This window comes from Aeromonas sp. 2MA4 (assembly GCF_029237305.1).
Classification (GTDB): Bacteria; Pseudomonadota; Gammaproteobacteria; order Enterobacterales; family Aeromonadaceae; genus Aeromonas; species Aeromonas salmonicida.
Window position 1 is genome coordinate 1 of record NZ_JAACFY010000025.1, and the last position, 26,268, is coordinate 26,268.

Genomic DNA, 26,268 nt, shown 5'->3' on the forward strand with positions numbered 1-26,268 from the left:
AGGTCCAGGTGCCGTCAGCCGTGATGCTCAGGCTGCCCAGTGCATCCGGGCTGGCGGTGATGCTGGCCGCGTCCGTCTTGAACGCCACCTCGTCGGCCCCGTCCACGTCGCTGATCTTCAGCTGGCCGCTGTCAGCCAGCACATCCGGGCTGGCATCTTCAGTCACCGCGCCAGTGTCAGCACCGGCAATAATGGCGGCATCATTGATCGGGGTGACAGTACCGGTAACCCCGCCAGTCGAGCTGTGCAAACCATCTGTGATTGTGTATTCGAACGAAATATTGCCATTGAAATCAGGGGATGGCGTAAAGACCAGCTGACCGTTGGTCAGGGTGACGGAACCATTGCCAATGGCCACCGAACCACCTTCGGCAATGGCCTGGCCATTGATGGCGGTGATGCTGAGACTATCACCGTCCAGGTCGGTGTCGTTGTCGAGCACCTTGATGATGACCGTCCCATCCTCTTCCACGGTAAACTGGTCGTTCCCTGGCAGAGGCGCGGCATTCACAACGCTGTTGTCAGTACCCTTGGGAGAGGTATTGCCCACTGGATCGGTCAGAGTGGCATCCACAATGACGGGGCCATTGACCGGCAGATCCGTAGTGGGAATGGTCAGAGTAACCAGGGTCTTGCTAATGTCATCGGCAGTCAGGATGGAGCTGGAGTCAGGCACACCATCACCATTCCAGTCCACATCGAGGCGATCACCGACTTTGGCATCGGCTGGCAAACGGATAATCACATCCACGCCATTTTCACGCTCGTTGGCTGAAATGACATTGTCCGCACCATCCTGTATTTCCACCAGCGGAGCAGAGGGAGCCGTGCTGTCCACGCTGCCATCATCGGTGGCTGTGCCTGTGTTGCCGGCAGGATCGGTGACATTGGCGGTGACCGTATAGGCGCCATCTGCCAGCGGGGTAACAACATCCACACTGAAGGTTCCGTCCGGGTTGACGGTTGTGGTCAGGGTCTGTTGATTGCCATTGGCATCAGTGACCAGCAGGGTCACAGTGCTGCCTGCCGGCGCATCCGTGGTACCAGTCAGGGTCGGGGTGGTGTCATTGGTATTGTCTGGTGCAGAGACGGTGATCACCGGCGGCACCAGGTCGAAAGGATCATCTTCACCCGCGACCGCATCGCCTGTCACACCGGCATCCGTCTGGTTGGCGGTATCAAATCCCGCCGCCGCTATGGTGGCATCGCCGGTACGATCTATGGTGACGAAGCCGCCATTGCCACTGGCACCGGCCACACCACCTATGTTGCCACCGCCTGCGGCAGGAGCACCGCCGGCTGCAGCCGCTTCAAACGCCTGGGTCGGGTCGGCCCCGCCCAAAATGGCTTGTTGCAAAGCCGATATCTCATCAGGAGTGCCAGTGGCCACATCCTGGTTCTGGGCCAGCAAAGGTGCCTGAGACGTTTCATCCTCAGCCTGCTGCTCGTTGGTCGGGCTCAGGGTGAAAGTCTGGTTGCCGCCGTTGAAACTGGCGCCCTCAGGAGTGATCAGCACCGCATCCCTGGGCAGGATATCGCCTTCGGCAAGCTGCTTCTGGCTGCCATCTGCGGCGACCAGGTAAATGTTGCCTTTCAACTGGGTAACAACGACGTCCTGTTCCAATGCGATTTTATGGCTGCTCATGTTCTCTCCTGAATCTCTATTGGCATGCAATATTCCACCGTCTAATGTGCCCGTGAATGACGCCAGAAACCAGTTAGAAAATTCGAATGGATAGAGTGATTTGAGGCTAAACCGGCCGGTTAAACAGAAGGGTCAATGACGGAGGAGGTAAAAATAAAATCAAGATGATCAATGTGTTGCATTTTGATGACGGGAGCACATCACTGTGCTCCCGTCCGGGTCATGGTCAGACACCCGCCCACAGCAGGATGGCGAGCAACTGGGGGGAAATGATCCGCAGAAACATTACCAGGGGATAGACGGTGGCGTATGACAGGGCACTGGCACCACTGGTAGGGTGCATACCGTTGGCAAATGCCAGGGCGGGGGGATCCGTCATGGAACCCGCCAGCAAGCCGCACAGGGTGAGGTAGTTCATCTTGCCATACAGACGGGCCAGCACACCGACCACCAGCAGCGGGATCAGGGTAATAGCCATGCCGTACATCATCCAGGCTGGGCCATCACCGTTGATCAGGGTATCGACAAAGCCGGCACCGGACTTGAAGCCCACCACCGCCAGAAACAGTACTATGCCAATCTCCCGCAGCGCCAGGTTGGCACTCGGCGGCATAAACCAGTAGAGCTTGCCGATGCTGCCAATCCGCGACAGGATCAGCGCCACCACCAGTGGACCGCCCGCCAGACCCAGCTTGAGCGCCGCCGGGAACCCGGGCAGATAGAAGGGGATGGAGCCGAGCAATACACCCAGGCCGATGCCGATGAACACCGGCAGCATCTGCACCTGCTGCAGCTTCTGCTGCACGTTGCCCACCACATTGGTCACCGCCTCTATGGCGTCGAGTCGACCCACAAGATTGAGGATGTCACCAAACTGCAGGCTGGTCTGGCTGGTCGGTACCAGCTCGATACCGGCCCGGTTGAGGCGCGAGATGACAACGTCGTATTTCTGCTTGATGTCGAGATCGCGGATCTTCTTGCCAAGTACCTGCTCGTTGGTGACCACCACCCGCTCTACCCGCAGATCGGTGCCGCGAGTCGAGAGCGAGGTCTCCACTTCTTCCCCAAGCACCAGGAGTACCTTGTGCAGCGCATGCCGATCACCCACCAGGTGCAGCAAATCACCTAGCTCGATGCGCGAATCCGACCGCGGCACCATCAGTTCCTCACCGCGTTTGAGGCGGGAGCAGATCACATCCGACTCGTCGAGACTCGGGATCTCGCAGAGCATCAGGCCATGCATATTGGGGTTGCGCACCGCAATATTGATGGTCTGCAGACTCTCCTTGGTCTTGCCTGCATGTTGCTCGAACTGGTCCGCTTCTTCGTCGATTTTGATGCGAAAAAACAGACGAACCAGCCACATGGTCAGCAGGATGCCGCAGATGCCAAACGGATAGGCAACGGCATAGCCCATGCCCATCAAGCCGGTCGCGCCGGGAGCGGCCCCCAGTTCGGCCAGGATCTGCTGACCCGCACCAAGGGAGGGCGTATTGGTCACGGCGCCGGAGAAGACCCCGAGGATCACCGGCAAGGGTACATCGAACAATTGATGCAGCCCTGCCGCGACCACACAGCCAAGGATCACCAGCAAGGCGGCGAATCCGTTCAACTTGAGGCCAGAGCTGCGCAAGGAGGAGAAGAAGCCGGGACCGACCTGGATGCCGATGGTGTAGACAAACAGGATGAGACCGAACTCCTGAATGAAGTGCAGGGTTTGCTCATCGAGCGCCAGATCAGACACTCCCGCGAAGTGGCCCACTATGATGCCACCGAACAGCACACCTCCTATTCCCAAGCCAACGCCATAGACCCGCCAGTTTCCCAGCCAGAGCCCCAGCACCGCCACCAGCGACAACATGCTGATGGAAAGCGCGATATCACTCATCGTGTGCATCCTTTCTGAATTGAACTGTCCCTAGCTTGTCAGCAAACGCTGACGCCAACTGTGTGATACCGCACGATTTTATCCTTCTTAGCGGCAAAAATACCAATTAAGGGCTAGTCAAGCGATGTAACCATAAATGGCCATAAAGTGACAAACACTGCCACCCAGCACGAACAGATGCCAGATGGCGTGGTTGTAAGGAATGCGCTTGGCCACGTAGAAGATGACCCCCAGGCTGTAGATGAGACCACCGAGCCCGAGCAGCAACAAGCCCTCGCCCTCCAGATGGAGGTAAAGCTGATAGATGACCACCAGCGACAACCAGCCCAGCATCAGGTAGGTAAACAGCGACAATTTTTCGAATCGGTGGATGAAGAACAGCTTGAACACCACCCCCGCCAGTGCCAGTCCCCAGATCACCACCATCAATCCCTGGGCCAGCGGGGTATCGAGCGCCACCAGCAGGAAAGGGGTATAAGTGCCAGCGATCAACAGATAGATGGCGCAGTGATCAAATACCTTGCACCAGCGCCTGGCGGCCCCTTCCGCCATGCTGTGATACAGGGTCGAGGCGAGATAGAGCAGCACCAGGCTGCCGCCATAGAGGCTGTAGCTGATGAGCGCCTGGGTGCCCTGTTCCCAGCCCTTGTTCAACAACAGGATCAACCCCAGGATCCCGAACACCAGCCCCAAGCCGTGGCTGAGGCGATTGGCCAACTCCTCGCGGGGAGAATAATCCGTCACACTGCTCATAACATACTCCTGCCCAAACTGGGCTCACTCTAGCCGCCGTCATTTCAGAGTACAAGTGTTAGCTTAAATGGAACCTCATCTGATTGGGCTCATCCCCATGATGCGCTCATGGCTGTCACCCGTTTACCTTTGGTGTATGCTCTGCGGCCGATGCCCACGTCGCTGTCGCTGCCACGGTTGCTCACCTCCCGGTGACACCCTGGCAACCTGGTCTGGAGAACCTGATGAAGTTGACTGAACTGTTTGCACTACCGGATCCGGCCTTCGGTCAGGCCATGACGGCCCTGCTGGAGACCTTCCATCACTCGGATGACAGTCAGGCCCCCTACCAGCACGATCACTTCACCCACCAGCTCGATCAATCCCGGATGCCCACTGTCGGCATCTCGATGGATAACTATCTGGCGCGACTGGCAACCCTGGTGCCAGGGGCCTCCCATCTGACCTCCCCACGCTACATGGGGCACATGACGGCGCCACTGCCCGCCTTCACCGCCGAGTTGTCACGCCTGCTGGTGATGCTCAACCAGAATCCGATGAAAATGGAGTCCTCCCGCCTGCTCAGCTTTCTGGAGCGGGAGGTGCTGGCCAAGTTGCACCGTCTCATCTATCGCGCCGATGATGCTTTTTATGGCGAGCAGATGCATGCCAAGGATGCCGCCCTCGGCGTCATGACCAGCGGCGGTACCATCGCCAACGTCACGGCGCTGTGGCTGGCCCGCAACCGCACCTGCGGTGACAACCTGTTCGCCCTCTACGAGCAGGGCTATCGCGGCGCAGTGATACTGGGATCCCGGCTGATGCATTACTCCTTCGACAAGGGGATGGATCTGCTGGGGCTGGGTGCGCACAGCGTCTGGCGGCTCGCGACCGACGACCAGAACCGGCTCGACATGACGGCGTTGGAAACCGCACTGACCCAGTGCAAGGAGCAGAAGCTAAAAGTGCTGGCGCTGGTCGGGGTGGCAGGCAGTACCGATTTTGGCTCCATCGATCCCCTGCCCGAGCTGGCGGCCATTGCGGCCCGCGAGCAGATCCACTTCCACGTGGATGCCGCCTGGGGCGGCCCGACCCTGTTTTCGCCCCGCTATCAGGGGCTGCTTGCAGGAATTGAACTGGCCGATACTGTGACCCTGGATGGGCACAAGCAACTGCTGGTACCACTCGGTACCGGCATGCTGCTCTGCCGCCAGCCGGACCTCATGATGACGGTCAAGCGAGAAGCGCCCTATGCCATCCGTGCCAGCTCCTTTGATCAGGGCCGCTTTACCCTGGAAGGCACCCGTCCCGCCAATGCCCTCTATCTGGACGCGGCCTTCCAGCTGTTTGGCCAGCAGGGTTACGCACGGCTTATCGAGGCCAACTACGACAGAGCCAGACTGATGGCGGATCTCATCAACAAGGATCCCGCCTTCGAGCTGATGTCGGCCCCTGTGATGAACCTGCTCTCCTACCGCTGCATTCCGCCCCATCTGCAGGGCAAAGCGCTCGACGAGGCGGCCAACGGCCAGATCAACCAGTTCAACATCGCCCTGCAAAAAGCCCAGCGGGCCGAGGGGCACAGCTTTGTCTCCCGCACCCAGCGAGCGGTAAGGCGCTATGGTTCCCAGCCGCTCACCCTGCTGCGCGCCGTGCTGCTCAACCCGCTGATTGAGGAGCGCCATATTCGCGAGCTGCTGACGGATCAACAACGCCTCGGCGCCGACATTGCCTGGCAGTTATTCGGCCAGGCAATCGGCAAGGAACTGGACGCCAAATGAGCGGTCTTATTCATTTGCCGTTGTCTACCTTGCAGGTAGACTGGACAAAATTTTGAGGTCTATTTTTGAGGGCTATGAGCCAGACATGAAGCAATTTATTGAATTTATTCCACTTATCGTTTTCTTCGCGGTCTACAAGTTCTACGACATCTACACGGCTACCGGCGCCCTGGTCGTCGTGACCGGTCTGCAACTCATCTATAGCTGGGTGCGTTACCGCAAAGTCGAGAAGATGCAGCTCTTTACCTTCCTCTTGGTCGGCTTCTTCGGCGGCCTCACCGTCTTCTTCCATGACGACGCCTTCATCAAGTGGAAAGTCACCGTCATCAACATCTTGTTCGCGCTGGGCCTGCTCATAAGCCGCTACGGCTTTGGCAAGAACCTCATCAAGCAGATGCTGGCCAAAGAGCTGCAAGCCCCCGATGCCATCTGGGATAGAGTCAATCTTGCCTGGGTTGGCTTCTTTACCGTCTGCGGCCTGCTCAACCTCTATGTGGCCTTCAACCTGCCGCAAGAGATGTGGGTCAATTTCAAAGTGTTCGGTTTGCTCGGCATGACGCTGGTGTTTACGCTGCTGAGCGGTGTCTACCTTTACCGCCACCTGCCGGCCGAGCAGAAAGGCGAACTGAAAAAATAATCGCCATCAAGAAGAAGGATTGTCTCATGTGGTATCTCATCTACTCCGAGGATGTTCCCAACAGCCTGCCCCTGCGCAAACAGGTCCGTCCTGCCCACCTGGCCCGCCTGCAGGCGCTGCAGGATGAGGGACGACTGCTGACTGCAGGTCCCAACCCGACCATAGATGCCGACGATCCGGCCGATGCGGGTTTCTCCGGCAGTACCGTCATCGCTGAATTTGCCAGCCAGGCCGATGCCAAGGCTTGGGCAGATGACGATCCCTATGTGGCAGCCGGTGTCTACGCCAAGGTCACCATCAAGCCCTACAGAAAGGTGTTTTGAGCTCAGGTGGTGGGCGAAAATGCAAAAGGCCGGACAGTGTCCGGCCTTTTCACATCTGTGCTGCCCCTGTTTAAAGGTCGCTCAGGCCCGCGCGACAAACCAGGGGTTGAGAATATCGGGCTTGTTGTAGGCAAGGGGTGATCCATCGAGCCGGGTCACAGACCCACCGGCCCCTTCCAGCACGGCCTGCGCCGCTGCCGTATCCCACTCGCAAGTAGGTGCGAGGCGTGGATAGAGCTCGGCCCCCCCTTCGGCAATGATGCAGAACTTGAGAGAGCTGCCCATGGAAACCAGCTCAATCTCGCCCCGCTCTATGTCACCAAAGCGCGCCAGATAATCGAGGGTCTCCCGGGACAGGTGGTTACGACTGCCCACCACCCGCCATGGCGACCCTTCCTGATGAGGCAAGGTCTGGATGGCTTCACGCTTGCCATCGGCCACACGCCAGGCGCCCATCCCCTTGCCGCCATACCAGAGCCGGTCCAGCACGGGGGCATAGACCAGACCCCATAGCGGCTTGCCATCCTCGATCAGCGCGATATTGACGGTGAACTCGCCGTTGCGGGAGACGAACTCCTTGGTACCGTCGAGCGGGTCCACCAGCCAGTAACAAGACCAGCCATGGCGCAACCCCATCACCTCTGGGCCAGACTCCTCCGAGAGCACAGGAATATCGGGGGTGAGCCCTGCCAACGCCTGCACTATCACCTCATGCGCACCCTTGTCGGCGGCGGTCAACGGGCTCTCGTCCCCCTTGTACTCCACCGTAAAGGGCTGGCTGTAAGTGGCCATGATGATGTCACCGGCAGCGCGGGCGATGGGCTCCAGCTTGGAAATTGCAGGGAAAAACATAGAAAAGACATCCTGATCAAATGGTTAGTACAGTGTACCCATTTTGGGCAAAAGAGGCTTATAGCCGTTTGCTCTGACTTATAAAGTGTCATAAATGACAGACAAAAAGTGGCGCGACTCGGCTAATTCTCAATAGTCATTCGACGCAACATAAGGACATGAAGCAATGAACTACAAGACCCTGACCGCCACCCTGCTGCTGAGCTGCCTGCCCCTGTTGAGCCAGCCTTTGCTGGCCGCCGACAAGCCGGCTGCCAAGCCAGCGACCACGGTCACCACCGCCAAGGAGAGTGGCAAGGTGAACCTGAATACGGCCAGTATCAATGAGTTAACTGCTCTCAAAGGGATCGGAGAGAAGAAGGCGCAGGCCATCGTCGATTTTCGTGAGAAACAGGGCAAGTTCACCACGGTTGAACAACTGGCGGATGTCAGCGGCATAGGGCCGGCAACTCTGGAAGCAAATCGGGACATGATCATCGTCAAATAGCCGGTTTGGACCTCTTCCATCATGAGGGCAGCCTGTGGCTGCCCTATTTTTCTTCGGGTATCATGGGGCCACTTTGTATCTCTGGACTCTCTCCATGAAAAAGACACAGCTCGTTGTACGCAAGGCCGTTCTTCCTGTCGCCGGTTTGGGCACCCGCATGCTGCCTGCCACCAAGGCCATCCCGAAAGAGATGCTGCCCGTGGTCGACAAACCGCTGATCCAGTATGTGGTGCGTGAAGCCATCGCTGCCGGCATCAAGGAGATCATCCTGGTGACCCACTCGAGCAAGAACTCCATCGAGAACCACTTCGACAAGAGCTTCGAATTGGAAGCCACCCTGGAGAAGCGGGTCAAGCGGCAACTGCTGGAGGAGGTGCAACACATCTGCCCCAAAGATGTCACCATCATGCATGTGCGCCAGGGCGAGGCCAAGGGTCTGGGTCATGCCATCTTGTGTGCCCGTCCGCTGATCGGCGACAACCCCTTCGCCGTGCTGCTGCCGGACGTGCTGATCGATGACATGGCCAGCAACCTCAAGCGCGATAACCTGGCCGAAATGGTACACATGTTCGAAGGGGATCAGATCAGCCAGATCATGGTGGAGGCGGTTCCCGAGAGTGAAGTGGACAAGTACGGCATCGCCGATATCAAGGGGGAAGATCTGACCGAGGGCATGTCCCTGCCGATGCAGGCCATCGTCGAGAAGCCGCCCCGTGACGAAGCGCCTTCCAATCTGGCCGTGGTCGGTCGCTACGTGCTGTCAGCCAACATCTGGCCACTGCTGGAGCGCACCCCCGTCGGTGCAGGTGACGAGATCCAGCTGACCGATGCCATCGCCATGCTGATGGAACATGAGCAGGTCAACGCCTACTTCATGAAAGGACGCAGCCACGACTGCGGCAGCAAGATGGGTTTCATGAAAGCCAATGTGGAATACGCGGTGCGCCATCCGGAACTGAACGGGGAATTCACCGCCTGGCTGAAGCAGTTTGTCAAACAGTTGTAAACGCTGAATATTTAACCTATCTACAGAATAAATAACTGGGCATCGTTCGATGCCCTTTTTCATTTTATAAACAATTATTCAACCATTGATAGATAAAATATCGCTAAATCATAATATTGTAATTTAATCACGCTTGTTCTATAAGGATTAAGGCTTGTTCCTAGCCCTTGCATAAAACTCCTAAAAAAATATAAGACACAGGTGGAAGTTCCAATGAATAATCCGTCCAAAGGGACCTTTTTAGGTCACCCTAAAGGGCTTTTTTTGCTCTTTAGTACCGAACTGTGGGAGAGATTCTCCTATTACGGCATGCGGGCCGTGCTCGTGCTCTATCTGACTGACATGACTGCCAACGGCGGTATGGGCTGGACTCAGGCCGATGCCCTCAAGCTCTACGGCATCTATACCGGTCTGGTTTATATCACTCCCATCATAGGTGGCTGGCTGGCAGATACTTTCCTCGGCCAACGCCGCGCCATCCTGATCGGTGCCATCTTCATGGCAGCGGGTCAGTTCACTCTGGCCCTGCCGCATGCCATGTTCCCGGATATGGTCAACAGCGTCTTTTACGCGGGTCTCGGCTTGCTGATCTTGGGTAACGGTCTGTTCAAGCCGAACATCTCCACCATGGTGGGTGACCTTTACAAGGAAGGTGACCACCGTCGTGACGGCGCCTTTACCATCTTCTACATGGGCATCAACCTGGGTTCCCTGCTGGCAGGCGTGATTTGTGGCGCCGCTGCCACTGCCTATGGCTGGCAAGCTGCCTTCGTCAGCGCCGGTATCGGCATGCTGCTCTCTCTGGTCGTACAGGCCACCATGGCGCAACGCTTCCTCGGGGACATAGGTCGTGTGCCGGCCGCCCAGCGCGCAGCCCAGCAACGTTCCAAAGAGCAGAAGGCGCCGCTGACCAAGCAGGAAGTGGATCGCATCAAGGTGATCCTGGTGCTGGGTCTGTTCACCATCATCTTCTGGGCAGGCTTCGAGCAGGCCGGTGGTCTGATGAACCTGTACGCACAGGAATATACCAACCGCATGATCGGCAGCTTCGAAGTGCCGACCGCCTGGTTCCAGTCCTTGAACCCCTTCTTCATCATCACGCTGGCCCCCATAGTCGCCGCCATCTGGATCAAGCTCGGCAACAAAGAGCCGAACTCACCGGTGAAGTTCGCCATGGGTCTGCTGTTCCTGGCCGTGGGCTTCCTGTTCATGATCGGTGCCGTGCTGGAGCAGGGTGGCGATCAGAGCGTCAAGACCTCCATGTTCTGGCTGGTCGGTGCCTACCTGTTCCACACCCTGGGTGAGCTCTGCCTCTCCCCTATCGGTCTCTCCATGGTGACCAAGCTGGCTCCGCTGCGCCTGGCCTCCCTGATGATGGGTGCCTGGTTCGGCTTCGTTGCCCTGGCCAACTATATCGCCGGCTTCGTTGGCTCCTTCGTCGGTGAATCCGGTCCCATCGCCATCTTCGGCGGCATTGCCATCGCTGCCGTGATCAGTGCCCTGATCCTGTTGACCATGGCCAACCGCCTGGTCTACTGGATGCACGGCGCCGAAGGTCCGGCCAAAGAGCCAGAAGAGCACGACAAGAAACTGCAGTCCGCCACCGTCTAACCGGTCAGGATTGTAAAAGACAAACGGGGCGCCCAGTGGGCGCCCCGTTTGTTTATGTCTGCCACAAACCAGCCTCAGTGATGGCGTACCTGCATATGGAGAGCACTGCCGCTATCGTTGTGAAACTGCAGGTCAAAGGGGTCGTGCCAGCTGCGCTTGTGCAATGGGTAGTGGCTGCTGCGCATCAGACCGAGCGGCAAACCGCCAGCTCGCATCAGCCAGTGCGGTGAGGTCAGCCCGGCATTGGCAAATACCAGCCCGTCCTCCTGATCAAACAGCAGAGCCGCCATGGCAAAGGAGTGACGCAGACCGGACTCGATAAGTTGCAGATTGAGGTAGTCGAGCAACCGATGTGGCTGGGTCAGCAGCAGGCTCTCCTTGTGCTGGAACTGGCGATAGGGGGCATTCATCAGGGAACGCACCAGGGCGCCGCAGAAAGCCGCATCCACCCCGAGGATCGGCAGCTCCATCACCAGTACCAGCAGCTTGTCATCCACCTTGAAGGTATCCGGGATAAACAGGTTGCCCATCCCCTTGAAGGTGACTTGCCAGGGACCCCACTCCTGCAGTGATGGCGGCCTCAGCCAGGCGAGCAAGCGAGTGGCTGCTTTGTCGTGATCACGAAAGAAGTCGATGTGATCCATCAGTTCCAGCTGCTGCCCATGACCATAGTTGGCCGTCAAACACTGCTCTATGCTGTGGCGCACCAGGCCATAGTCAGACATCGGCTTGATGAGATAATCACGGGCACCGGCACGCAGCGCACGCTCGACCGCCTCCATCTTGCTCTGGGCCGAGATGACGATGACGGGAATATGGGGATAGCGGGCAGAGAGGCAGGCAATGACCTCATGCCCATCCATGTTGGGCATGTTCAGATCGCACAGCACCACATCGGGGTGATAAATCGCGGCGGCAGAGAGGCCTTCAATCCCGTCTTCAGCCTGAAATACGCACGCCCCGTCATGCTCGAGATAAGTTACCAGAGAGTGGCGAAAAACGGCTTCATCCTCCACCACCAAGATCCGTAATCCGGCTTTTGACATCTTGATAAAGCTCTTATTAGTCAACTGGTTATTTAAAGAATAAGCCTAGACTAAATCGACAGAGACATGTGCACCAAGACGTCAATTTATGACAATCATTCCCATTTTTTATAGAGCGTCTCCGCATCCAGTTGTTTGATAAACGATTGGTAGTCAATTCCGGCTGCCAGCACGAATTCGGTCAGCAGGCAGCGGCACACCCGCAGCAGCTCGGCGCCCTGCCAGGGTTTCTCAAAGTAGTGATCGATACGGGCCAGATTGACGGCCGCTATGGTGTCCTTGTGGGTAGCCTGCCCGGTCAGCAGGATCTTGCGAGTATGAGGAAAGCGCCCGTCCAGCCCGATCCGGGTCAGCAGCTCTACTCCGCTCAGGCCCGGCATCACATGATCCGACACCACCAGCGCAATCTGCTCCCCGGCGGCATCCAGCTCCTCCATCAGGGTCAGACACTCCTGTGCCGATTCGCACTCTTCCACCCTGAGCCAGCTGGCCAACGGCGCTAGATCGCGGCTGATGGCGTTGAGCACCTCCCGCTGATCATCCACACATATCAGATTCATCTTGTCCATATTCCCTCGGTAATCTCACCTTGAATGCCGTCAGGCCAGGTTCGCTGACAAGCGAAATTTCGCCGCCATAGCTTGTCACTACCCGTTCGGCAATGGCCAGCCCCAGCCCCAATCCGAACGAAAGCCCGCCGCGTTTGGTGGTGACGTTGGGCTTGAAGATGCGGGGTTGCAACTCGGGCGGTATCACGGGGCCATTGTTGGCCAGGGTCACCTCGATCCACTCGCCATGGGTCCGGCAGTGGAGCCAGATCTTCGGATCTGCGGTCGCTTGCAGGGCATCCAGCGCGTTTTTCAGAATATTGGCCCATACCTGCACCAGCTCGGCCTCGTTGGCACAGAGTCGGGGATCTCCCTCCAGCACAGGTTCAACCTGAACCTGGCGCAGCGAGCTCTGCAGTAACGCCAGCGCCTGCTCAAGCGTGTCGCGCACCTTCACGCCGTGGCGACGCTCACCATCGGCGCCCCCCAACTGCTTGACTGAACGCACGATCGCCGCCGCATGGTTCACCGCTAGCTGCATGTCGTGACAATCGCGACCAAGCTGCCAGTAGTTGGCGACCCCCAGCAGATCCCGCATCCGTGCCCGGGTGGGCTGTTCGCCATTGAGGATCCGCGCCAGGAGCTTGGCCTGCTCTGGCGCCAGCCTGAACTGCTCCTCCAGCCGCCTGGCATCCCGCCTCACTTCGGCGCTGGAGCTCAGTTGTCCCGCCTCCAGTCCCTGGCGAAACAGACGAAACTCTCTGGGATAATATTGCCGCAGCATGTCGCCGAGAAAATCGACCAGACCGCTGCCATTGCGTGTCACCACCCCGATGGCGTTATTGAGCTCGTGGGCCAAGCCTGCCGCCAGCTGGCCAAGCAGACTCAGTTTTTCCGCCTCCAGCAGTCGCAGCTGGGTGCGAGTCCGCTCCAGATAGGCATGATTGACCTTGCGCTGGCGCTGGGCCAGCTCGGCCATGATGACCGGCATGAACTGATCGGCCAGCGAGCCGAACCGCTCGGGCTCGACCGGCAGGGTATTGCGATCGAGCCAGGCCAGCTCGCACGGCTCCTGCGCCACCAGCCTGCAATAACTGGCCCCCCGGGAGAAATAGCTATGCACCCCGAGGTAGTTGCCCGCCTCCACTATCATGATTGGCACTCGCTGGCGCTCGCTCTCAGCCATGATGGTGCCTTCTACCCGCCCGCTGCGCAGCAAATAGAGCCGATCATTATGCTCTCCCTGCTCCAGCAACTGCTCCCCCGCCGCCAGGGTGTGCTGGCGCAGCGGATCGCTGAAGTAGCGCAAATGAAGGGGATGGGGCTCGCTCATTGCACAAACCCTATGGCATTGAGCAGCGCTATCATGGCCAGGCAGAGCAAGAAGCCAACGCCGCCGCAACTGACCCCCACCAGCGCCATATGACGAGTATCCACATTGCCGCTGGCATGGGCCAGCGCATTGGGGGGCGTGCTGATGGGGAGCGCCATCCCGAGGCTGGCGGCAAAGGTCACGCTCAGGATCAAGCCCATGCTGCCACCGACCGAGCCGAGATCCAGCGAGGTGCCGAGAGCGGCCACCATGGGTAGCAACAGGTTGGCACAGGCAGTATTGCTCATGAAATTGGCCATCAGCAGGCAGAGCCCCGTCGCCCCTACCATGATCAGCATGGGTGGCCACTGACTGAATGGAATGGCCTGCACCAGACTGGCCGCCAATCCCGACTTCTCCAGCCCCATCCCCAGTGCAATACCGCCGGAGACCAGCCAGAGCACGTCCCAGGAGACCTTTTTCAAATCGTCCTTGGTGAGTACCTGACCTATCAGGAAGATAGCCACCGGCACCAGACCGACCGTATAGGAGTTGATGCCGTGCCAATCGCCAGTCAGCCAGAGGCCAATGGTGAGGATGAAGGTGGCATAGACCAGCAGTGCCTTGGGCGTCTTGAGAAAATGGCCCTTGATCTCGAGATCGATGCGACCCTGCTCACAGGGAAACAATCTGGTCAGCAGCAACCAGCCAACCCCCAGCATCAGCAGCACGAAGGGCACGCCAAAGCTCATCCAGGCGGCGAAACTGATGGCATCATCTCCTACCAGATACTTGAGGGCCACCGCATTGGGTGGCGTGCCGATGGGAGTGCCAATTCCCCCCAGGTTGGCCGCCACCGGGATGGCAAGGGTGAAAGCGATACGACCGGGATCCCGCGGCCCCAGCAAGGCCAGTACGGGGGTCAGAATGGAGAGCATCATGGCGGTGGTGGCGGTATTGCTCATAAACATGGAGAAGGTGGCGGTGATCCCCATCAACCCCAGCAGCACCCTGTTGGGATTCTGGCCGAACGGCCTGAGCATGACCCGCGCCAGGTTCATATCCAGCCGATACTTGGTCGCTGCGATCGCCAGAAAAAAACCACCAAGAAACAACATGATAATAGGCGAAGCGAAGGTGCTCATTATCTCCTTGTGGCTGAGCAGGGTGCCAAACTCCGCAGAAGGGGAGGCCGGCTGCCACCACTTGATCCCGCTGTCCGACACCAACAGCAACTCCAGCACAATGATCAGCACCGAAGTCGCAAAGATGGGGATCGGCTCCAGCACCCAGCAGAGGGTAGCCATCACAAAGATGGCGAGGATCCGCTGCTCTATCACCGTGAAGCCAGCCAGGCCGAAGCTGGCGGTAGGCAACATCAGGATCAGCAGGGGTGCAAAGAGGGGTAACCAGTATTTAGCGCTCAGAGGCATAGTCCATTCGCTGCGATGGGGCAGTCTGTGGGCAAGCTTGCCCCAACAGGGTGGTAAAGTCCGTGAAGGGGATCATGGTTCATGGCCATGACTACCCACCAAGTGGTACATTCAAACAAGCCATCCCCCTCTTGCCAGCCGCGAATTGTATGAGGCCCCGCCATGGGGGATAATGCCCCCCCACGCCAGCCCCTGAAGAACATCATGACACCAGCCGAATACAGCGCCCTCGCCCATCCCAGATTGTCCCATCCGGCTCGCAGCCTCTATACCTTGCAGCTGCGCAGACTGGTGCTGGAAAATCAGCTGGCCCGGCTCAACTATCCCGAGCTTGGGCGCTCATTGGCAGTGGTTGATCCAAGCGATCCCAGCGGCTTCTGTTTTCAGGTCAATGCCCGCCAGCTGACCGAGCTGTTCGACGAGTTGATGGAGGCCGGCCTGCTGCAAGTCGAGGCGCAGGCTGACAGTGAGCACTACCATCAGTGTCCGTTCCAGCTGCCGCTGCTGACCCAGAAGGTGCGCAGCCCGCTGCCGGAGCGCCCCTTCCAGATGCACCTGCAATGGCGACCGGATGAAGAGCTGCCCGCCCTCGCCCGCCTGTGCGGGATGATCGATGCCAGCTACAACGAAGAGGATCTGGGGGAGTTCATCGCCTACTGGCTGGGCCGCCCCGAGGTGTTCGACTCCCAGCATCAATGGATGCTCAAGTTCATTCGTGCCCTCAAGACCCGCCGCTACGTCCGTCGCCAACCCATGGAAGCGAAAGGCTACCAGCAGGTCACGTCAGCCCCGGCGGAGGCAGGACCGAGCAAGCGGGCACAACAGATGATCGAAGAGGCAAAACGGCTGGCCCATGGTCAGAAACTGGAACAGGCGCCACAGCAGGAGCCGGATAATGATTGATAGCGGCCCCTGCCTGCAGGCAAAATCAACCCCTTGCAAACCCATCCCTGACCCAGCAGAAGGAGCATTCCATGACTGACCCGCAAGATCCCCTGCGCCAGGAGCTGGAAGAGATTGAAGCCAAACGCCGGAAGATCGCCAAAGCCAAACAGGATCATCGTGTGCACGACACCGAGCTGAGCCAGCACGTGGGCGGCCTGCTTGAGCGCATTCGCCGTCTGCAGGCCCAGACCGGTGGCAGTCAGTACGACTACGAGACTCTGCGCAAGGAGTACGACGCCAAGGCCAACGCCGAGGTACGCGAACTGCAGAAGGCGGCTCGCCAGGAGCGGATCCAGAAGCTCATCGCCCAAGCGGATCTCAACCCGGACTGGGTATTCGAGAAGATGGATGCCACCGATCCGGCGCTGCAGTACCCCATGGAGACGGCCCGCTACTTCATCAGCGGTTTCGAGCACTGGGAGAAGAGCGGTGGCGGCTGCATGCTCATCTATGGCGATTATGGCACCGGCAAATCGACCCTGGCAGGCGCCGTGGCCCATGAACTGATCGCCCTGCACCAGAAATCGGTGATCTTTCAGCAGTGGGCCTCCATAGTGGATCGCCTCTTCTTCAACGTGATCCAGGATCAGGAGGAGCGCAATCAGTACCGCCGCGCCCTGGAAGAGGTCGACCTGCTGATCATCGACGAGGTGTCCGCCAATCGTGCCAAGATGGCGGAGAGCCAGTCCAGCTTCCTCGGCCACCTGCTACGTCGCCGGCGCAACCTCTCCAAAAGCGTCATCATCATCACCAACCACAGCCCCCAGAGCCTGCATCAGGCCATCGGTGATTTCAGCTTCGAGGCAATCAAGGCGTTCAACCCGGTGGATATCCAACTGAGCGGCCCCAGTCGTCGCCCCAACATAGGCCACTACAACGGCTGATCTCCACGCGAGCCCGTGCCAGCTGGCCGGGCTCGCAGTGCCTCCCTGCTTACCCGCCACCAAATAAAAACAACTCTCATTTACAGAGCAATGCCAACCCTCTAGGCTAACCCTTTCGCCAAAGGGAGCAGAACCATGCCAACCACACTTATCTTCGGAGCCAGCCGCGGGCTGGGCCGCGCCTTCACCCATTGTGTCTTGAGCCAGGGTCACAGAGTCGTGGCCCTGGTCCGTAACCCGGAGATGGCCGCAGAGCTGCGTACATTGGGGGTCGAGGTCGTTGAGGGTGACGCCCTCGACCAGGAGGCAGTAGCGCAAGCTTGCAGGCTGGCTGGCCACGAAGCCGGAGTGGTCTCGACCCTCGGCAGTTTCCGCCAACCGAAACCCGTCGACTATTTGGGCAATCGCCATGTGATCGACGAGATGGAACAAGCCGGGCTGACACGCTTGCTGCTGGTCACCTCGCTCGGTTGCGGCGACAGCTGGCAATCCCTGCCAGAGCGGGCGCGGGCTGCCTTCGGTCATGAGGTGCGCTTGAAGAGTCTGGCAGAGAGCTGGCTGCAAAGCAGCGCACTGAGCTGGACCATATTGCGCCCGGCGGGCTTGCAGGACGGTGACGCCACCGGACAGGCGGAACTGAGTCAGGGGAAAGAGATGCACGGCCTGGTACGACGTCAGGATGTGGCCGCACAGGGATTGCGCCTGCTTGCCGACGAGACGACACAAGGGAATATCTACGCCATCAGTGACCCCACACTGCAACGCGGTTAATCCTGCCAGCCAATTAAAAAAACGGTCAGCCTCAGCTGACCGTTTCCATATCGGGCAGGGTTCAATTGACGGCAGGCACGGACCGCTGGCGCCATGCCAGCACCCAGCAAGCGAGGCAGCCATTGAGCAATGCCAGTCCCCACAACTGCCACCAGTAGCGGGAAACCTGGTCAAAATCAGCGCCCATCTGGTTGAGACGCAAGAAACCCTCGATGGCCGGGGTACTCGGCACCCACTGGGCCAGCCAGTTGAGCGGGGTCGGGATCAGCTCCAGCGGCCAGATGAAACCTGCCAGAAAGACCAGCGGCATGGAGGAGAGCAGCACCACCTGGGTTGGCAAATCCCGCCGTGTAAACAGGGCGCCCAGCAGCACCCCCAGCCAGGTAGTCGCCAGCAGGAACGGCAGAGTGAACAACCACAGCGCGGCCGGCTCTGCGGTACGCACTATGTTGTAGTGATCGAAGCAGAAGCCGAAAAAGTAGGCCACGGGCAGCACGAAGAGCCCGCCCACCACCAGGGTTCTGGCCAGCAACAGGGCCAGCACAGGGGCACGCTGCCAATAACCATGCTCACCGCGCCCACTGCGTTGATTCTGGGTCGCCCCCAGGATCCCCGTCCCCATCAGCAACACCTGGTGCAGGATCAGCACGAACACAGCCGGCACCACATAGTTCACATAACCCATGGTGGGATTGAACACGGGCAGCACGTTGAGTGCCACGGCATTCCAGCCCATGGCGGCCTGGGGCAAGGCCTCCCCATGGCTCAGCAGCCGGGCGACCTTCACCTGCGCAGCGAGCGAGCCACCGGCCTGGGCAAGGCCCTCGGCGATGGTGCCGTAAACCAGGAAGTAGGAGGCATCACCGGCATAGCTCAGGGTGACGCTCTTGCCCTGCATCAGATCCCGATAAAAATGGCGAGGGATGTGCAGGATACCGCGGCCCTTGCCCGTCAGCAGCAGATGGCGCGCCTCATCCAGACTGGCCGCCCGCGCCACCAGTTTCACCTGGGGGGTGGCATCGGCCATGAACTCCAGCTGGCGAGAGAGCTGACTGCCATCTTCGTTGACTACCACCACTGCCTCTTCCCGCGGCAACTGGTGCAGGTAAGGTTGCGGATAGAGGAAGGAGTAGAAGAGTACCCCGCCAAACAGGGTCAGCATGATGGCCCTGTCGGCCAACAGGGTGCGCAGTTCCAGCCGCAACAGATCCCAGAAACCTAACATTGTTCCGGCTCCTTGTCGGCTGTCTGACGAGCAAGACCGGCCTGTTGCTTGTAACGACGAGCAACCAGCAACAACGGCAGTAAAAACAGCAGCAGGGCGCCGAACTGGGGCAAGGCGGCACCGAGCGGCTGACCGTAGTTGGTCTGCCCTATCTGCAGCTCCACATAGTGGGAGATGGGCAACAGATTTCGCCAGAACTGGGCAAAATCACCCATGGCACTGACCGGGAAAGTCACCCCCATAAAGGCAAATCCCGGCGCTGTATAGGCGCCCGCCAGCGACAAGGCGCGGGCCGGATCCCGGATCATCCCGTAGAAGAAGGCCCCCATGCTGACACAGGCCGCCGAGGCAAGCCCAAGACCCAGTGTCAGCACCAGCCAGCTGCCTTGCACGGGATAACCAAACGCCTTGAACAGCAGCAGGCTCCACACCAGGCCCCAAGCCCACCCAATCAATACATGAGGCAGCAAAATGCGCCAGAGGCCGAACCAGACCCCTTGAGTAGTCCAGTCCAGTCCCAATCGATCGGTGCGAGCCAGGGCATTGATCCCGTAGAGCACCACCAGGATCTGCCATACCGCAGGCAGCAGGGCGCTCAGCAGAAACTGGGCATAGCTGGAGTTGATGTTGTAAAGCGCCGTCACCTGGCTGCTGATAGGCACGGATTGCCCCACGGCGCCGGACAGTACCTTGCCATCGGCCATGGCTGCGAGCACGCCCACCTGACCATTGAGAGTGCCGACCACCTGGGCCAGCGCCGAGTTGACCAGCTTGGCAATCAGGATGAACTGGCCATTGTTGAACACTGTCACCTGGGGCTGGGTCCCCTGGCGGGCATCCCGCTCCAGATGATGAGGGATCACCACCAGGGCGTAGATCTCTCCCCCTCGCAGGGCGCGGGCCCCCTCATCGATGGAATCAAACTGACCCGTGAGGCGCAGGCCGGCGGAACCATCCAGCGAAAATGCAAGCTGGCGGGAGAGGACACTCCGATCCAGATCCACCAGACCGACCTTGAGATCCCGCGCCAACCCGGCCGAGAAGATCCAGCAGAGGATACCCATCAGCAAGAGGGGAACCCAGCTCATCAGGGCACGACCGAAGGGGTCCTGCCACAATCGCCGCCATTCATGTCTCATCAGAGTTCGACCAGCACACTCATGCCGACCCGCAGACCGTCAACCGGCTGCAAGGGGCGCGCTTCCACCTGGAAGCTCTTCATGTCGAAGCCCTGACGGGTATCGGTGGCACGCCAGGTGGCAAAATCACCCATCACGGCCACATAGGTCACCTTGAAGCGAACCGTCTGCTCACCCAGACCAGGAATGGTGGCGTCAAACTCGGTACCCAACGCAAAGCGGGGCAGCAAGTCTTCACGCACATGGAACTGGGCCCAGGCATCCCCCATGTCGAGCAGCGTCACCACTGGGAATCCCTGCGGCGCCAGCTCGCCACTGCGCAACAACACCTGTGACACTTCACCTGAGTGGGGGCTAGCGATGCGGGTATCGGCCAGATAAGCCTCCACTTCCGCCACCGAGCCTGCCGCCATATTGGCCTGCTCACGGGCCGCCACCTTGGTCTCTTCCCGTGCCCCTTCCAGGGTCATTTGATATTGCTGCCAGGCCATGCCTTCGCTGTACTTGGCCGCCTGCCAGGCAGTCCAGGCCTCATCGCGCTTTTGCAGCGGCATGACCCCATCACGGTGCAGACTGGCGATACGCTCGTAAGTCTTGCCACGCAGCTGGGCGGCCGCCTTGGCTTTTTGCCACTGATCCTTGGCTGCAGCGATTTGCTGGGCACGCGCCCCTTTCTCGGCTTCTTCGGCCATGGCCCCGGCCGCAGCCTGACCCGCCTTGGCCTGACTCAGCTTGGCCTCAATCTCGGGGCTGGCCAAAGTGAATACCAGCTGATCCTTGGCCAGCACGTCACCCTTCTTCACCAGCACCTCGTCGATCCGGCCCGCCACCTTGGAAGAAACCGAATACTGCTGCGCCTCTATCTGGCCCTGCAAGCGAACCGGTTCAGGTTGATAGGCAAGCCAGAAGCGCCAGCCCAGCCAAAGAGCGAGCAACACCAATGCCAGTGGCAACAACAGCGGCTTGCCCTGGCTCATCTTCTTCTTGATGGGGGAATGACTCATGAATTCACCTTTATTGCCTGACCATGCTGATATTGATTGAAACTGTTCATCTGACCGGAGAGTGCCAACAGGCGAGCCAGCGAAATCACGTATTGATAGGCAGCGGCGGCGCGTTGGGTCTTGACCCCCGCCAGCTGGTTACGGGCATCGACCACATCCAGCGACGTGGACAGCCCCTGACCGAATGCCTTGTCCCGCAGCAGTACGTTCTCCTCGGCCAGGGCCTGGGAAGAGGAGAGTGCCTGATACTCTTCCAGCCCCTGCGCCGCCTCGCGCCAGGTCTTCTCGACCAGCAACTCCAGATCCTGACGGGTCTTGGCCTGCAGCAGATTGACCTGCAGCTCGGCGCTCTTGGCTGCCTGCACCGTTTCAGAGCGACCATCCCGACTTACCAGCGGCATACTGACCCCGACGCCAACCAGCCAGTCAGGCGTGGTTTTAGAGGCCAGCGAGTCATCTTCATAGAGGTTGTAGTTACCGAACAGGAACAGCTCGGGAGCATATTTGCCCTTCTCAAGCTTGATCAGACCCTGCGCCTGCTCCTTCTTGGCGGCCAGCAGCTTGAGGCCGGGGTGGACCACCAGGGTCTCCTGCACGAAGGCATCCAGTTGCGGCATGCCCTCATTGATGAAAAGCTGGGTGTTGGGCTCGGCCTGCTTGAGTTTGAGCATGTGCCCCAGCGCCAGCTGAGCTATCTCCAGAGTGCGGCGGGATTTCTGGGTGTCGATGCGCGCCCTGTCATAGGCAGATTGGGCAGAGAGGCGCTCGACCTTGGCGATCTGGCCCTGGGCTTCGAGCTTCCTGGCATGATCCAGATGATGGGCCAGCCCCTGCTCTATCTCCTGCTTGGTCTGCACCACCTGCGCGGCCAGCACCACGCCGAAATAGGTCTGGGAGAGGCTCTCGAAGGTGGATTGCTGCTTGAGCACCAGCAGCTGCTGCGCTTCGCTCACCTGAGCCTGACGGATATCTTGCGCCGCATCGATACGACCACCGGTAAACAGTGGCCACAGCATCTTGACCGAACTGGTCACCACATTCTGCTTGGTCAGGGGAGTCACGAAATCACTGGCGGAGAGATTGAGCGCCTGCATGACAGGGGCCAGCACCTTGCCAAATTCGGGATGGTTGGCGATAGGATTGAGATCCATCATGTCGAGCTCCATCGGCTGATCGAGGTGGGTATAGCTGGCCCCCACATCCACCTTGGGCAGATACATGGCCTTGGCAGCCTCGCGCAGTTGCTTGGCTCTATCCACACCGGCCTGTTCTGCTGCCAATCCGTCATCCTGCTGGATAACCCGACTCCAGGCTTCGCTGAAACTGACCGTCTGTGCCTGGGCTGAGCCCAGCATGGCCCCAAGCAGGCATGGGCAGAGAGATTTGATGAACCTTGACGTCATACATCCCCAATCTGTTTGTAATGAAATTGTTTGGAGCCTTTGCTCGATTCAAGGCCGGTATAATAGCGCAAACCGGTACGGGAGGGGGACAACCAAATCGTCGAGCCACCCACTCATTTGACCCCGCAGATCCACCCCGACAATATGCCTGATTTTCAAGCACTCCTGAATTTGCAAGCCTTGGCGCGACGTTTTTTTCAGAAAAAAATGGCTGACGCTCAAATACTAACCTTTTCTCCTGACTAAAAAATGCGTAATATACGCCGCCCTAAGCCGATGGTAACCGTGGAATGCAGATAGGTCCCCACACGCTTGAAACACCCTTGATTGTGGCGCCCATGGCCGGTGTAACAGACCGACCATTTCGTGAACTTTGTTTGCGATTGGGTGCCGGCATGGCCGTTTCCGAGATGCTGCTGGCCAACCCGGATGTCTGGGATACCCAGAAAACCAGGATGAGAATGGATCACTCTGCAGAAGGTGGCTTGCGATCGGTCCAGATTGCCGGAGCCGACCCAGAGATGATGGCGTTTGCCGCCCGCTACAACGTGGAGCAGGGCGCTCAGATCGTCGACATCAACATGGGTTGTCCAGCAAAAAAAGTGAACAAGAAGTTGGCAGGTTCCGCCCTGCTGCGCCATCCCGATCTGGTCAGAGCTATCTGCCGGGCCGTAGTGGATGCAGTGGATGTGCCTGTTACCTTGAAGATCCGCACAGGATGGGATCCGGATAACCGCAATGGCGAGGAGATCGCCCGAATCGCCGAAGATTGCGGTATCGCGGCCCTCGCCGTGCATGGTCGTACCCGTGCCTGCCTCTACCGGGGTCACGCTGAGTACGACACGATTAAGGCGATTAAGCAGGCCGTATCGATTCCTGTTGTCGCCAATGGCGACATAGACAGCCCGGAGAAGGCCCGGTATGTCCTCGACTATACCGGCGTTGATGCCGTGATGATCGGCCGTGCAGCGCAAGGACGACCCTGGATTTTCCGGGAAATCCGTCATTTTCTTGAGACGGGCACCAAGCTGCCGCCTCCCGAAAGGGAAGAGGTTCGCACCCTGATGAACGAGCATGTAACCAACCTGCATCAGTTTTATGGTGCATATCTGGGAGCGCGCATTGCTCGTAAACACGTGGGCTGGTATCTGGATGAAGAAGAGACGGGCCGAGAATTCCGTAAGCACTTCAATGCCCTGGATTGTGCAGACGCACAACTAGAGGCACTCGAAGCGTATTTCGATGGATTAGGTTAACGCATAACTAAAGAGCCGACCGAATATGTTCGAACAAACCCTGACTTCTGATGCATTGGTAACAACTACTCACAATCACGCTGCCGAGCCAACCCAGCGCCCCCTGCGTGACTCTGTGCAACAGGCCCTGCGTAACTACCTGGCCCAGTTGAACGGTCAGGAAGTGATTGATCTGTACGATATGGTCCTCTCCGAAGTCGAAGCTCCCATGCTGGACGTGATCATGCAATATACCCGCGGTAACCAAACCCGCGCCGCTGTGATGATGGGCATCAACCGTGGCACCCTGCGCAAGAAACTCAAGCGCTACGGCATGAACTAAGCCAGAAAAGCTAAGATGTTGAAAATAAAGGCACTTCCATTAAAATGAAAGTGCCTTTTTAGTTTTGAACCCACATTTGAACCCACACTTACCTAGCAAGGCTTTGTGGTTGATCGCTCCGATAAGGCGACAGTAAGTCATCGCTCCTCCTCTTAATCCCTTTCAGACGAAAACCATCATAGCCCTCTGTATCTACAATTCATTTGTTCATTTCTTTAAGAGCTTCGCCTACAGTTAATACCTTCCAACCAACAGCCCTAGCCTGCTCAAGGTCTTGCTGAGCAATTGCGATCCCTCTTTTTTTATGAGGCCAAGCTATTTCCAATTCAGCTACGACGTCTTTGCCAGTGATGGATAACTCATGACTTACGTGTGGCAAATGCATGTTCTTTTTTTCGTAAAACCGTAACAAACCATCAAGCGACTGATCAGCCACATCTCTCACTTCAGCCCAACTACTAACAGTCAGCAGACCCTGCTGTTTACGCAACTTATTAATTAACACCATATCTTCATGCTTGACTCGCATATATTCATGCATCGGTTGCTTTCGATGACAATCAATGCATAAAGCTTTTAGATTGGCAAACCTGTCATCTCGCTTGTTACCATTGACATGGTGCGTGTGGAGTAAACGACGATATTCAACAAGATTTACACCACAGGATTCACAGCAAAAATTCACATCCTGACGGTAACGACTAGATACTTCACCCCAGTTCTCAGAATATCCTCCTTGCTCCACAAAATCAGCACGCTCAGGCATAGAGCTGAAAAGTGTACTGTAATCAGATAAAAACTCTGCGATATCAAATGAATTATAAACTGAGTCCTTATTTGAACCGGAGCGATACCCCTTATAATTGAGATAGGAAAGACAGTTTCTACACACTTTGAGTTCAGCTTCCCCTTTACTTGCGCCTCCATAATGGCTATCACCATAAACCTCAAACTTTCCGCTCAGATTATAAGTGGCTTTGTAACGGCTAAAACGTTGTTTTTTTCTCATCTCACCTAAAGTAGAGCAGTCAGCCACATGAAACTTTCTCCCTTCCTGCTGACCGGATAACACTTGATCAATCGAGCTTCCTTGATCAGGAATAAACAACAATACCTGACGCCCCTTGTAACTAAGGACACCGTGATCGAGATCCAAGTCCTCCAGAGTGATATCAAGGCCTGCAGTACTAGACAAACTCCTATCGGTAACAAATGCTTCGTCATTACCTGTGTCAAAACTGAAAGAAACGTTATGGTCCCCCATTTTTTTAACGCAGGCCCACAGCTCAGCAAAGCTCACCGTTAATTTCATGTATTCTGCTCCAAGATTTTTTTCATCTGGATCTCAGCGTTGGTTATTACTCTAAATGTTACACGACGAGAACGATCTCCATTTTCTTGCATTTTGTTATCGAGAACGGGACGTGATGACGATAGTCCCACTGCAGCAAAATGACGTTTAATCCAGTTTTGATATTCAGCTACATTAGGCAAACTGTAAACAAAGGCAAGTACACTTCGGGTCCTACCTTGAGATAGTTCCATGTTTAGAAAATAAGCATCTTTACCACTGGTTTGGCTATTCCACACACTACTTGTATGCCCTTCTATACGGACCTCATTGATGGAGTCAGTAAAACGACCAAGAACTTTCATGTAACGAGGGAAAAATTCTGCTAGTAAGTCCTGATATTGTCGACTTAGATCTATCTTTCCCTGAGCAAACAACACGTCAGGAGACTGAAAGGTGAAAGTGAGAGAATCAGAATCGATAACCGCATTCCAACGGGGTAGGTCTTCAGCAAACTCTTTTGTTAGCTCCTCATAAATAGCGACCTGATTTTCCTGAAAAGCGATGGCTACTTCCCTGATCTTATCTCTCTCCATGAAAGCGTTACGCATTAATGCGATCGCAATAAACAAAAACACCATCATCAATCCGGCCATCAAATCTGATACTGACAACCAGTGAGTTTCCTCTTGTTCGCTGGCTTTAGAATCTAACAAATGACTCATGC

General features: G+C 57.6%; 25 protein-coding genes. 11 read left to right on the plus strand and 14 right to left on the minus strand.

Annotation, left to right across the window (positions count from 1 at the left end; translation table 11 throughout):
* The 3 genes from GWQ31_RS19715 to GWQ31_RS19725 form a co-directional block, all read right to left on the minus strand.
* Positions 1-1,645: retention module-containing protein (locus GWQ31_RS19715; protein ID WP_275910081.1), on the minus strand; the 1,645-nt coding region annotated here is incomplete at its 3' end.
* A gap of 226 nt (positions 1,646-1,871) precedes the next feature.
* Positions 1,872-3,533, minus strand: a complete 1,662-nt coding sequence (locus GWQ31_RS19720) for a putative transporter (RefSeq protein WP_099994230.1) — start codon at positions 3,531-3,533, stop codon at positions 1,872-1,874.
* A gap of 117 nt (positions 3,534-3,650) precedes the next feature.
* Complete coding sequence (locus GWQ31_RS19725) at positions 3,651-4,286, minus strand: hemolysin III family protein (protein ID WP_275910082.1); 636 nt, start codon at positions 4,284-4,286, stop codon at positions 3,651-3,653.
* A 224-nt stretch (positions 4,287-4,510) separates the two neighbouring features.
* Between GWQ31_RS19725 and GWQ31_RS19730 the strand changes: the two genes are divergently transcribed.
* The 3 genes from GWQ31_RS19730 to GWQ31_RS19740 all read left to right on the plus strand — a co-directional run bounded on the left by GWQ31_RS19730 (position 4,511) and on the right by GWQ31_RS19740 (position 7,006).
* Entirely contained in the window at positions 4,511-6,046 is a 1,536-nt protein-coding gene (locus tag GWQ31_RS19730) for an aminotransferase class I/II-fold pyridoxal phosphate-dependent enzyme (protein WP_275910083.1), read from the plus strand.
* Positions 6,047-6,131: 85 nt separating this feature from the next.
* Complete coding sequence (locus GWQ31_RS19735; RefSeq protein ID WP_005318063.1) at positions 6,132-6,683, plus strand: septation protein A; 552 nt, start codon at positions 6,132-6,134, stop codon at positions 6,681-6,683.
* A 26-nt stretch (positions 6,684-6,709) separates the two neighbouring features.
* The gene (locus GWQ31_RS19740) at positions 6,710-7,006 is read left to right on the plus strand and encodes a YciI family protein (RefSeq protein WP_275910084.1); all 297 of its coding nucleotides are present in this window, start codon (positions 6,710-6,712) and stop codon (positions 7,004-7,006) included.
* Between the two features lie 81 nt (positions 7,007-7,087).
* Here the strand turns inward: GWQ31_RS19740 and cysQ are convergent, their stop codons facing one another.
* Complete coding sequence (gene cysQ, locus GWQ31_RS19745) at positions 7,088-7,858, minus strand: 3'(2'),5'-bisphosphate nucleotidase CysQ (RefSeq protein WP_275910085.1); 771 nt, start codon at positions 7,856-7,858, stop codon at positions 7,088-7,090.
* Between the two features lie 166 nt (positions 7,859-8,024).
* Between cysQ and GWQ31_RS19750 the strand changes: the two genes are divergently transcribed.
* From GWQ31_RS19750 to GWQ31_RS19760, 3 genes are all read left to right on the plus strand, one after another.
* Positions 8,025-8,345, plus strand: coding sequence for a ComEA family DNA-binding protein (locus GWQ31_RS19750; RefSeq protein WP_021140625.1), 321 nt, complete (start codon positions 8,025-8,027; stop codon positions 8,343-8,345).
* 94 nt (positions 8,346-8,439) lie between these two features.
* On the plus strand, positions 8,440-9,351 hold the full coding sequence (gene galU, locus GWQ31_RS19755; protein ID WP_021140626.1) for a UTP--glucose-1-phosphate uridylyltransferase GalU: 912 nt from the start codon (positions 8,440-8,442) through the stop codon (positions 9,349-9,351).
* Positions 9,352-9,564: 213 nt separating this feature from the next.
* Positions 9,565-10,962: a peptide MFS transporter gene (locus GWQ31_RS19760; protein ID WP_017412884.1), complete on the plus strand. Its 1,398-nt coding sequence runs from the start codon at positions 9,565-9,567 to the stop codon at positions 10,960-10,962.
* A gap of 74 nt (positions 10,963-11,036) precedes the next feature.
* On the opposite strand, the gene GWQ31_RS19765 is transcribed toward GWQ31_RS19760, so the two are convergent.
* The 4 genes from GWQ31_RS19765 to GWQ31_RS19780 all read right to left on the minus strand — a co-directional run bounded on the left by GWQ31_RS19765 (position 11,037) and on the right by GWQ31_RS19780 (position 15,301).
* A complete protein-coding gene (locus GWQ31_RS19765; RefSeq protein WP_265463262.1) occupies positions 11,037-12,008 on the minus strand; it encodes a response regulator in 972 nt (323 codons plus the stop codon).
* A gap of 95 nt (positions 12,009-12,103) precedes the next feature.
* Complete coding sequence (locus GWQ31_RS19770; protein ID WP_220085178.1) at positions 12,104-12,568, minus strand: response regulator; 465 nt, start codon at positions 12,566-12,568, stop codon at positions 12,104-12,106.
* Positions 12,546-13,889, minus strand: a complete 1,344-nt coding sequence (locus GWQ31_RS19775; protein WP_265463263.1) for an ATP-binding protein — start codon at positions 13,887-13,889, stop codon at positions 12,546-12,548. The genes GWQ31_RS19770 and GWQ31_RS19775 overlap by 23 nt, the downstream gene beginning before the upstream one ends.
* On the minus strand, positions 13,886-15,301 hold the full coding sequence (locus tag GWQ31_RS19780) for an SLC13 family permease (RefSeq protein WP_275910086.1): 1,416 nt from the start codon (positions 15,299-15,301) through the stop codon (positions 13,886-13,888). Before GWQ31_RS19780 ends, GWQ31_RS19775 begins: the two co-directional genes overlap by 4 nt.
* 204 nt (positions 15,302-15,505) lie before the next feature.
* On the opposite strand from GWQ31_RS19780, the gene GWQ31_RS19785 reads away from it, so the two are divergent.
* From GWQ31_RS19785 to GWQ31_RS19795, 3 genes are all read left to right on the plus strand, one after another.
* Positions 15,506-16,204 (plus strand): DnaT-like ssDNA-binding domain-containing protein, encoded by a 699-nt coding sequence (locus GWQ31_RS19785; protein ID WP_275910126.1) that lies wholly within the window; start codon positions 15,506-15,508, stop codon positions 16,202-16,204.
* Positions 16,205-16,275: 71 nt separating this feature from the next.
* Positions 16,276-17,130, plus strand: a complete 855-nt coding sequence (locus GWQ31_RS19790) for a DnaA/Hda family protein (RefSeq protein ID WP_021140633.1) — start codon at positions 16,276-16,278, stop codon at positions 17,128-17,130.
* Positions 17,131-17,265: 135 nt separating this feature from the next.
* The gene (locus tag GWQ31_RS19795; protein ID WP_275910087.1) at positions 17,266-17,901 is read left to right on the plus strand and encodes an SDR family oxidoreductase; all 636 of its coding nucleotides are present in this window, start codon (positions 17,266-17,268) and stop codon (positions 17,899-17,901) included.
* A gap of 61 nt (positions 17,902-17,962) precedes the next feature.
* Here the strand turns inward: GWQ31_RS19795 and GWQ31_RS19800 are convergent, their stop codons facing one another.
* Genes GWQ31_RS19800 through GWQ31_RS19815 form a run of 4 tightly spaced genes read right to left on the minus strand, consistent with a single transcriptional unit; the run spans position 17,963 to position 22,672 of the window.
* Positions 17,963-19,126 (minus strand): ABC transporter permease, encoded by a 1,164-nt coding sequence (locus GWQ31_RS19800; protein WP_275910088.1) that lies wholly within the window; start codon positions 19,124-19,126, stop codon positions 17,963-17,965.
* Positions 19,120-20,265, minus strand: coding sequence for an ABC transporter permease (locus GWQ31_RS19805; RefSeq protein ID WP_275910089.1), 1,146 nt, complete (start codon positions 20,263-20,265; stop codon positions 19,120-19,122). The genes GWQ31_RS19800 and GWQ31_RS19805 overlap by 7 nt, the downstream gene beginning before the upstream one ends.
* Entirely contained in the window at positions 20,265-21,269 is a 1,005-nt protein-coding gene (locus tag GWQ31_RS19810; protein WP_275910090.1) for an efflux RND transporter periplasmic adaptor subunit, read from the minus strand. Before GWQ31_RS19810 ends, GWQ31_RS19805 begins: the two co-directional genes overlap by 1 nt.
* Positions 21,266-22,672, minus strand: a complete 1,407-nt coding sequence (locus GWQ31_RS19815) for a TolC family protein (RefSeq protein ID WP_275910091.1) — start codon at positions 22,670-22,672, stop codon at positions 21,266-21,268. The genes GWQ31_RS19810 and GWQ31_RS19815 overlap by 4 nt, the downstream gene beginning before the upstream one ends.
* A gap of 290 nt (positions 22,673-22,962) precedes the next feature.
* Between GWQ31_RS19815 and dusB the strand changes: the two genes are divergently transcribed.
* The gene (dusB, locus tag GWQ31_RS19820) at positions 22,963-23,928 is read left to right on the plus strand and encodes a tRNA dihydrouridine synthase DusB (protein ID WP_131729539.1); all 966 of its coding nucleotides are present in this window, start codon (positions 22,963-22,965) and stop codon (positions 23,926-23,928) included.
* A gap of 25 nt (positions 23,929-23,953) precedes the next feature.
* A complete protein-coding gene (fis, locus tag GWQ31_RS19825) occupies positions 23,954-24,250 on the plus strand; it encodes a DNA-binding transcriptional regulator Fis (protein ID WP_005309538.1) in 297 nt (98 codons plus the stop codon).
* A 199-nt stretch (positions 24,251-24,449) separates the two neighbouring features.
* Here fis and GWQ31_RS19830 read toward each other — a convergent pair whose 3' ends face one another.
* Positions 24,450-25,562 carry an HNH endonuclease signature motif containing protein gene (locus GWQ31_RS19830; RefSeq protein ID WP_275910092.1) on the minus strand — a complete coding sequence of 371 codons (1,113 nt, stop codon included), beginning with the start codon at positions 25,560-25,562 and terminating at the stop codon, positions 24,450-24,452.
* Positions 25,559-26,266, minus strand: a complete 708-nt coding sequence (locus GWQ31_RS19835) for an OmpA family protein (RefSeq protein WP_099994246.1) — start codon at positions 26,264-26,266, stop codon at positions 25,559-25,561. The genes GWQ31_RS19830 and GWQ31_RS19835 overlap by 4 nt, the downstream gene beginning before the upstream one ends.
* Between the last annotated feature and the right edge of the window lie 2 nt (positions 26,267-26,268).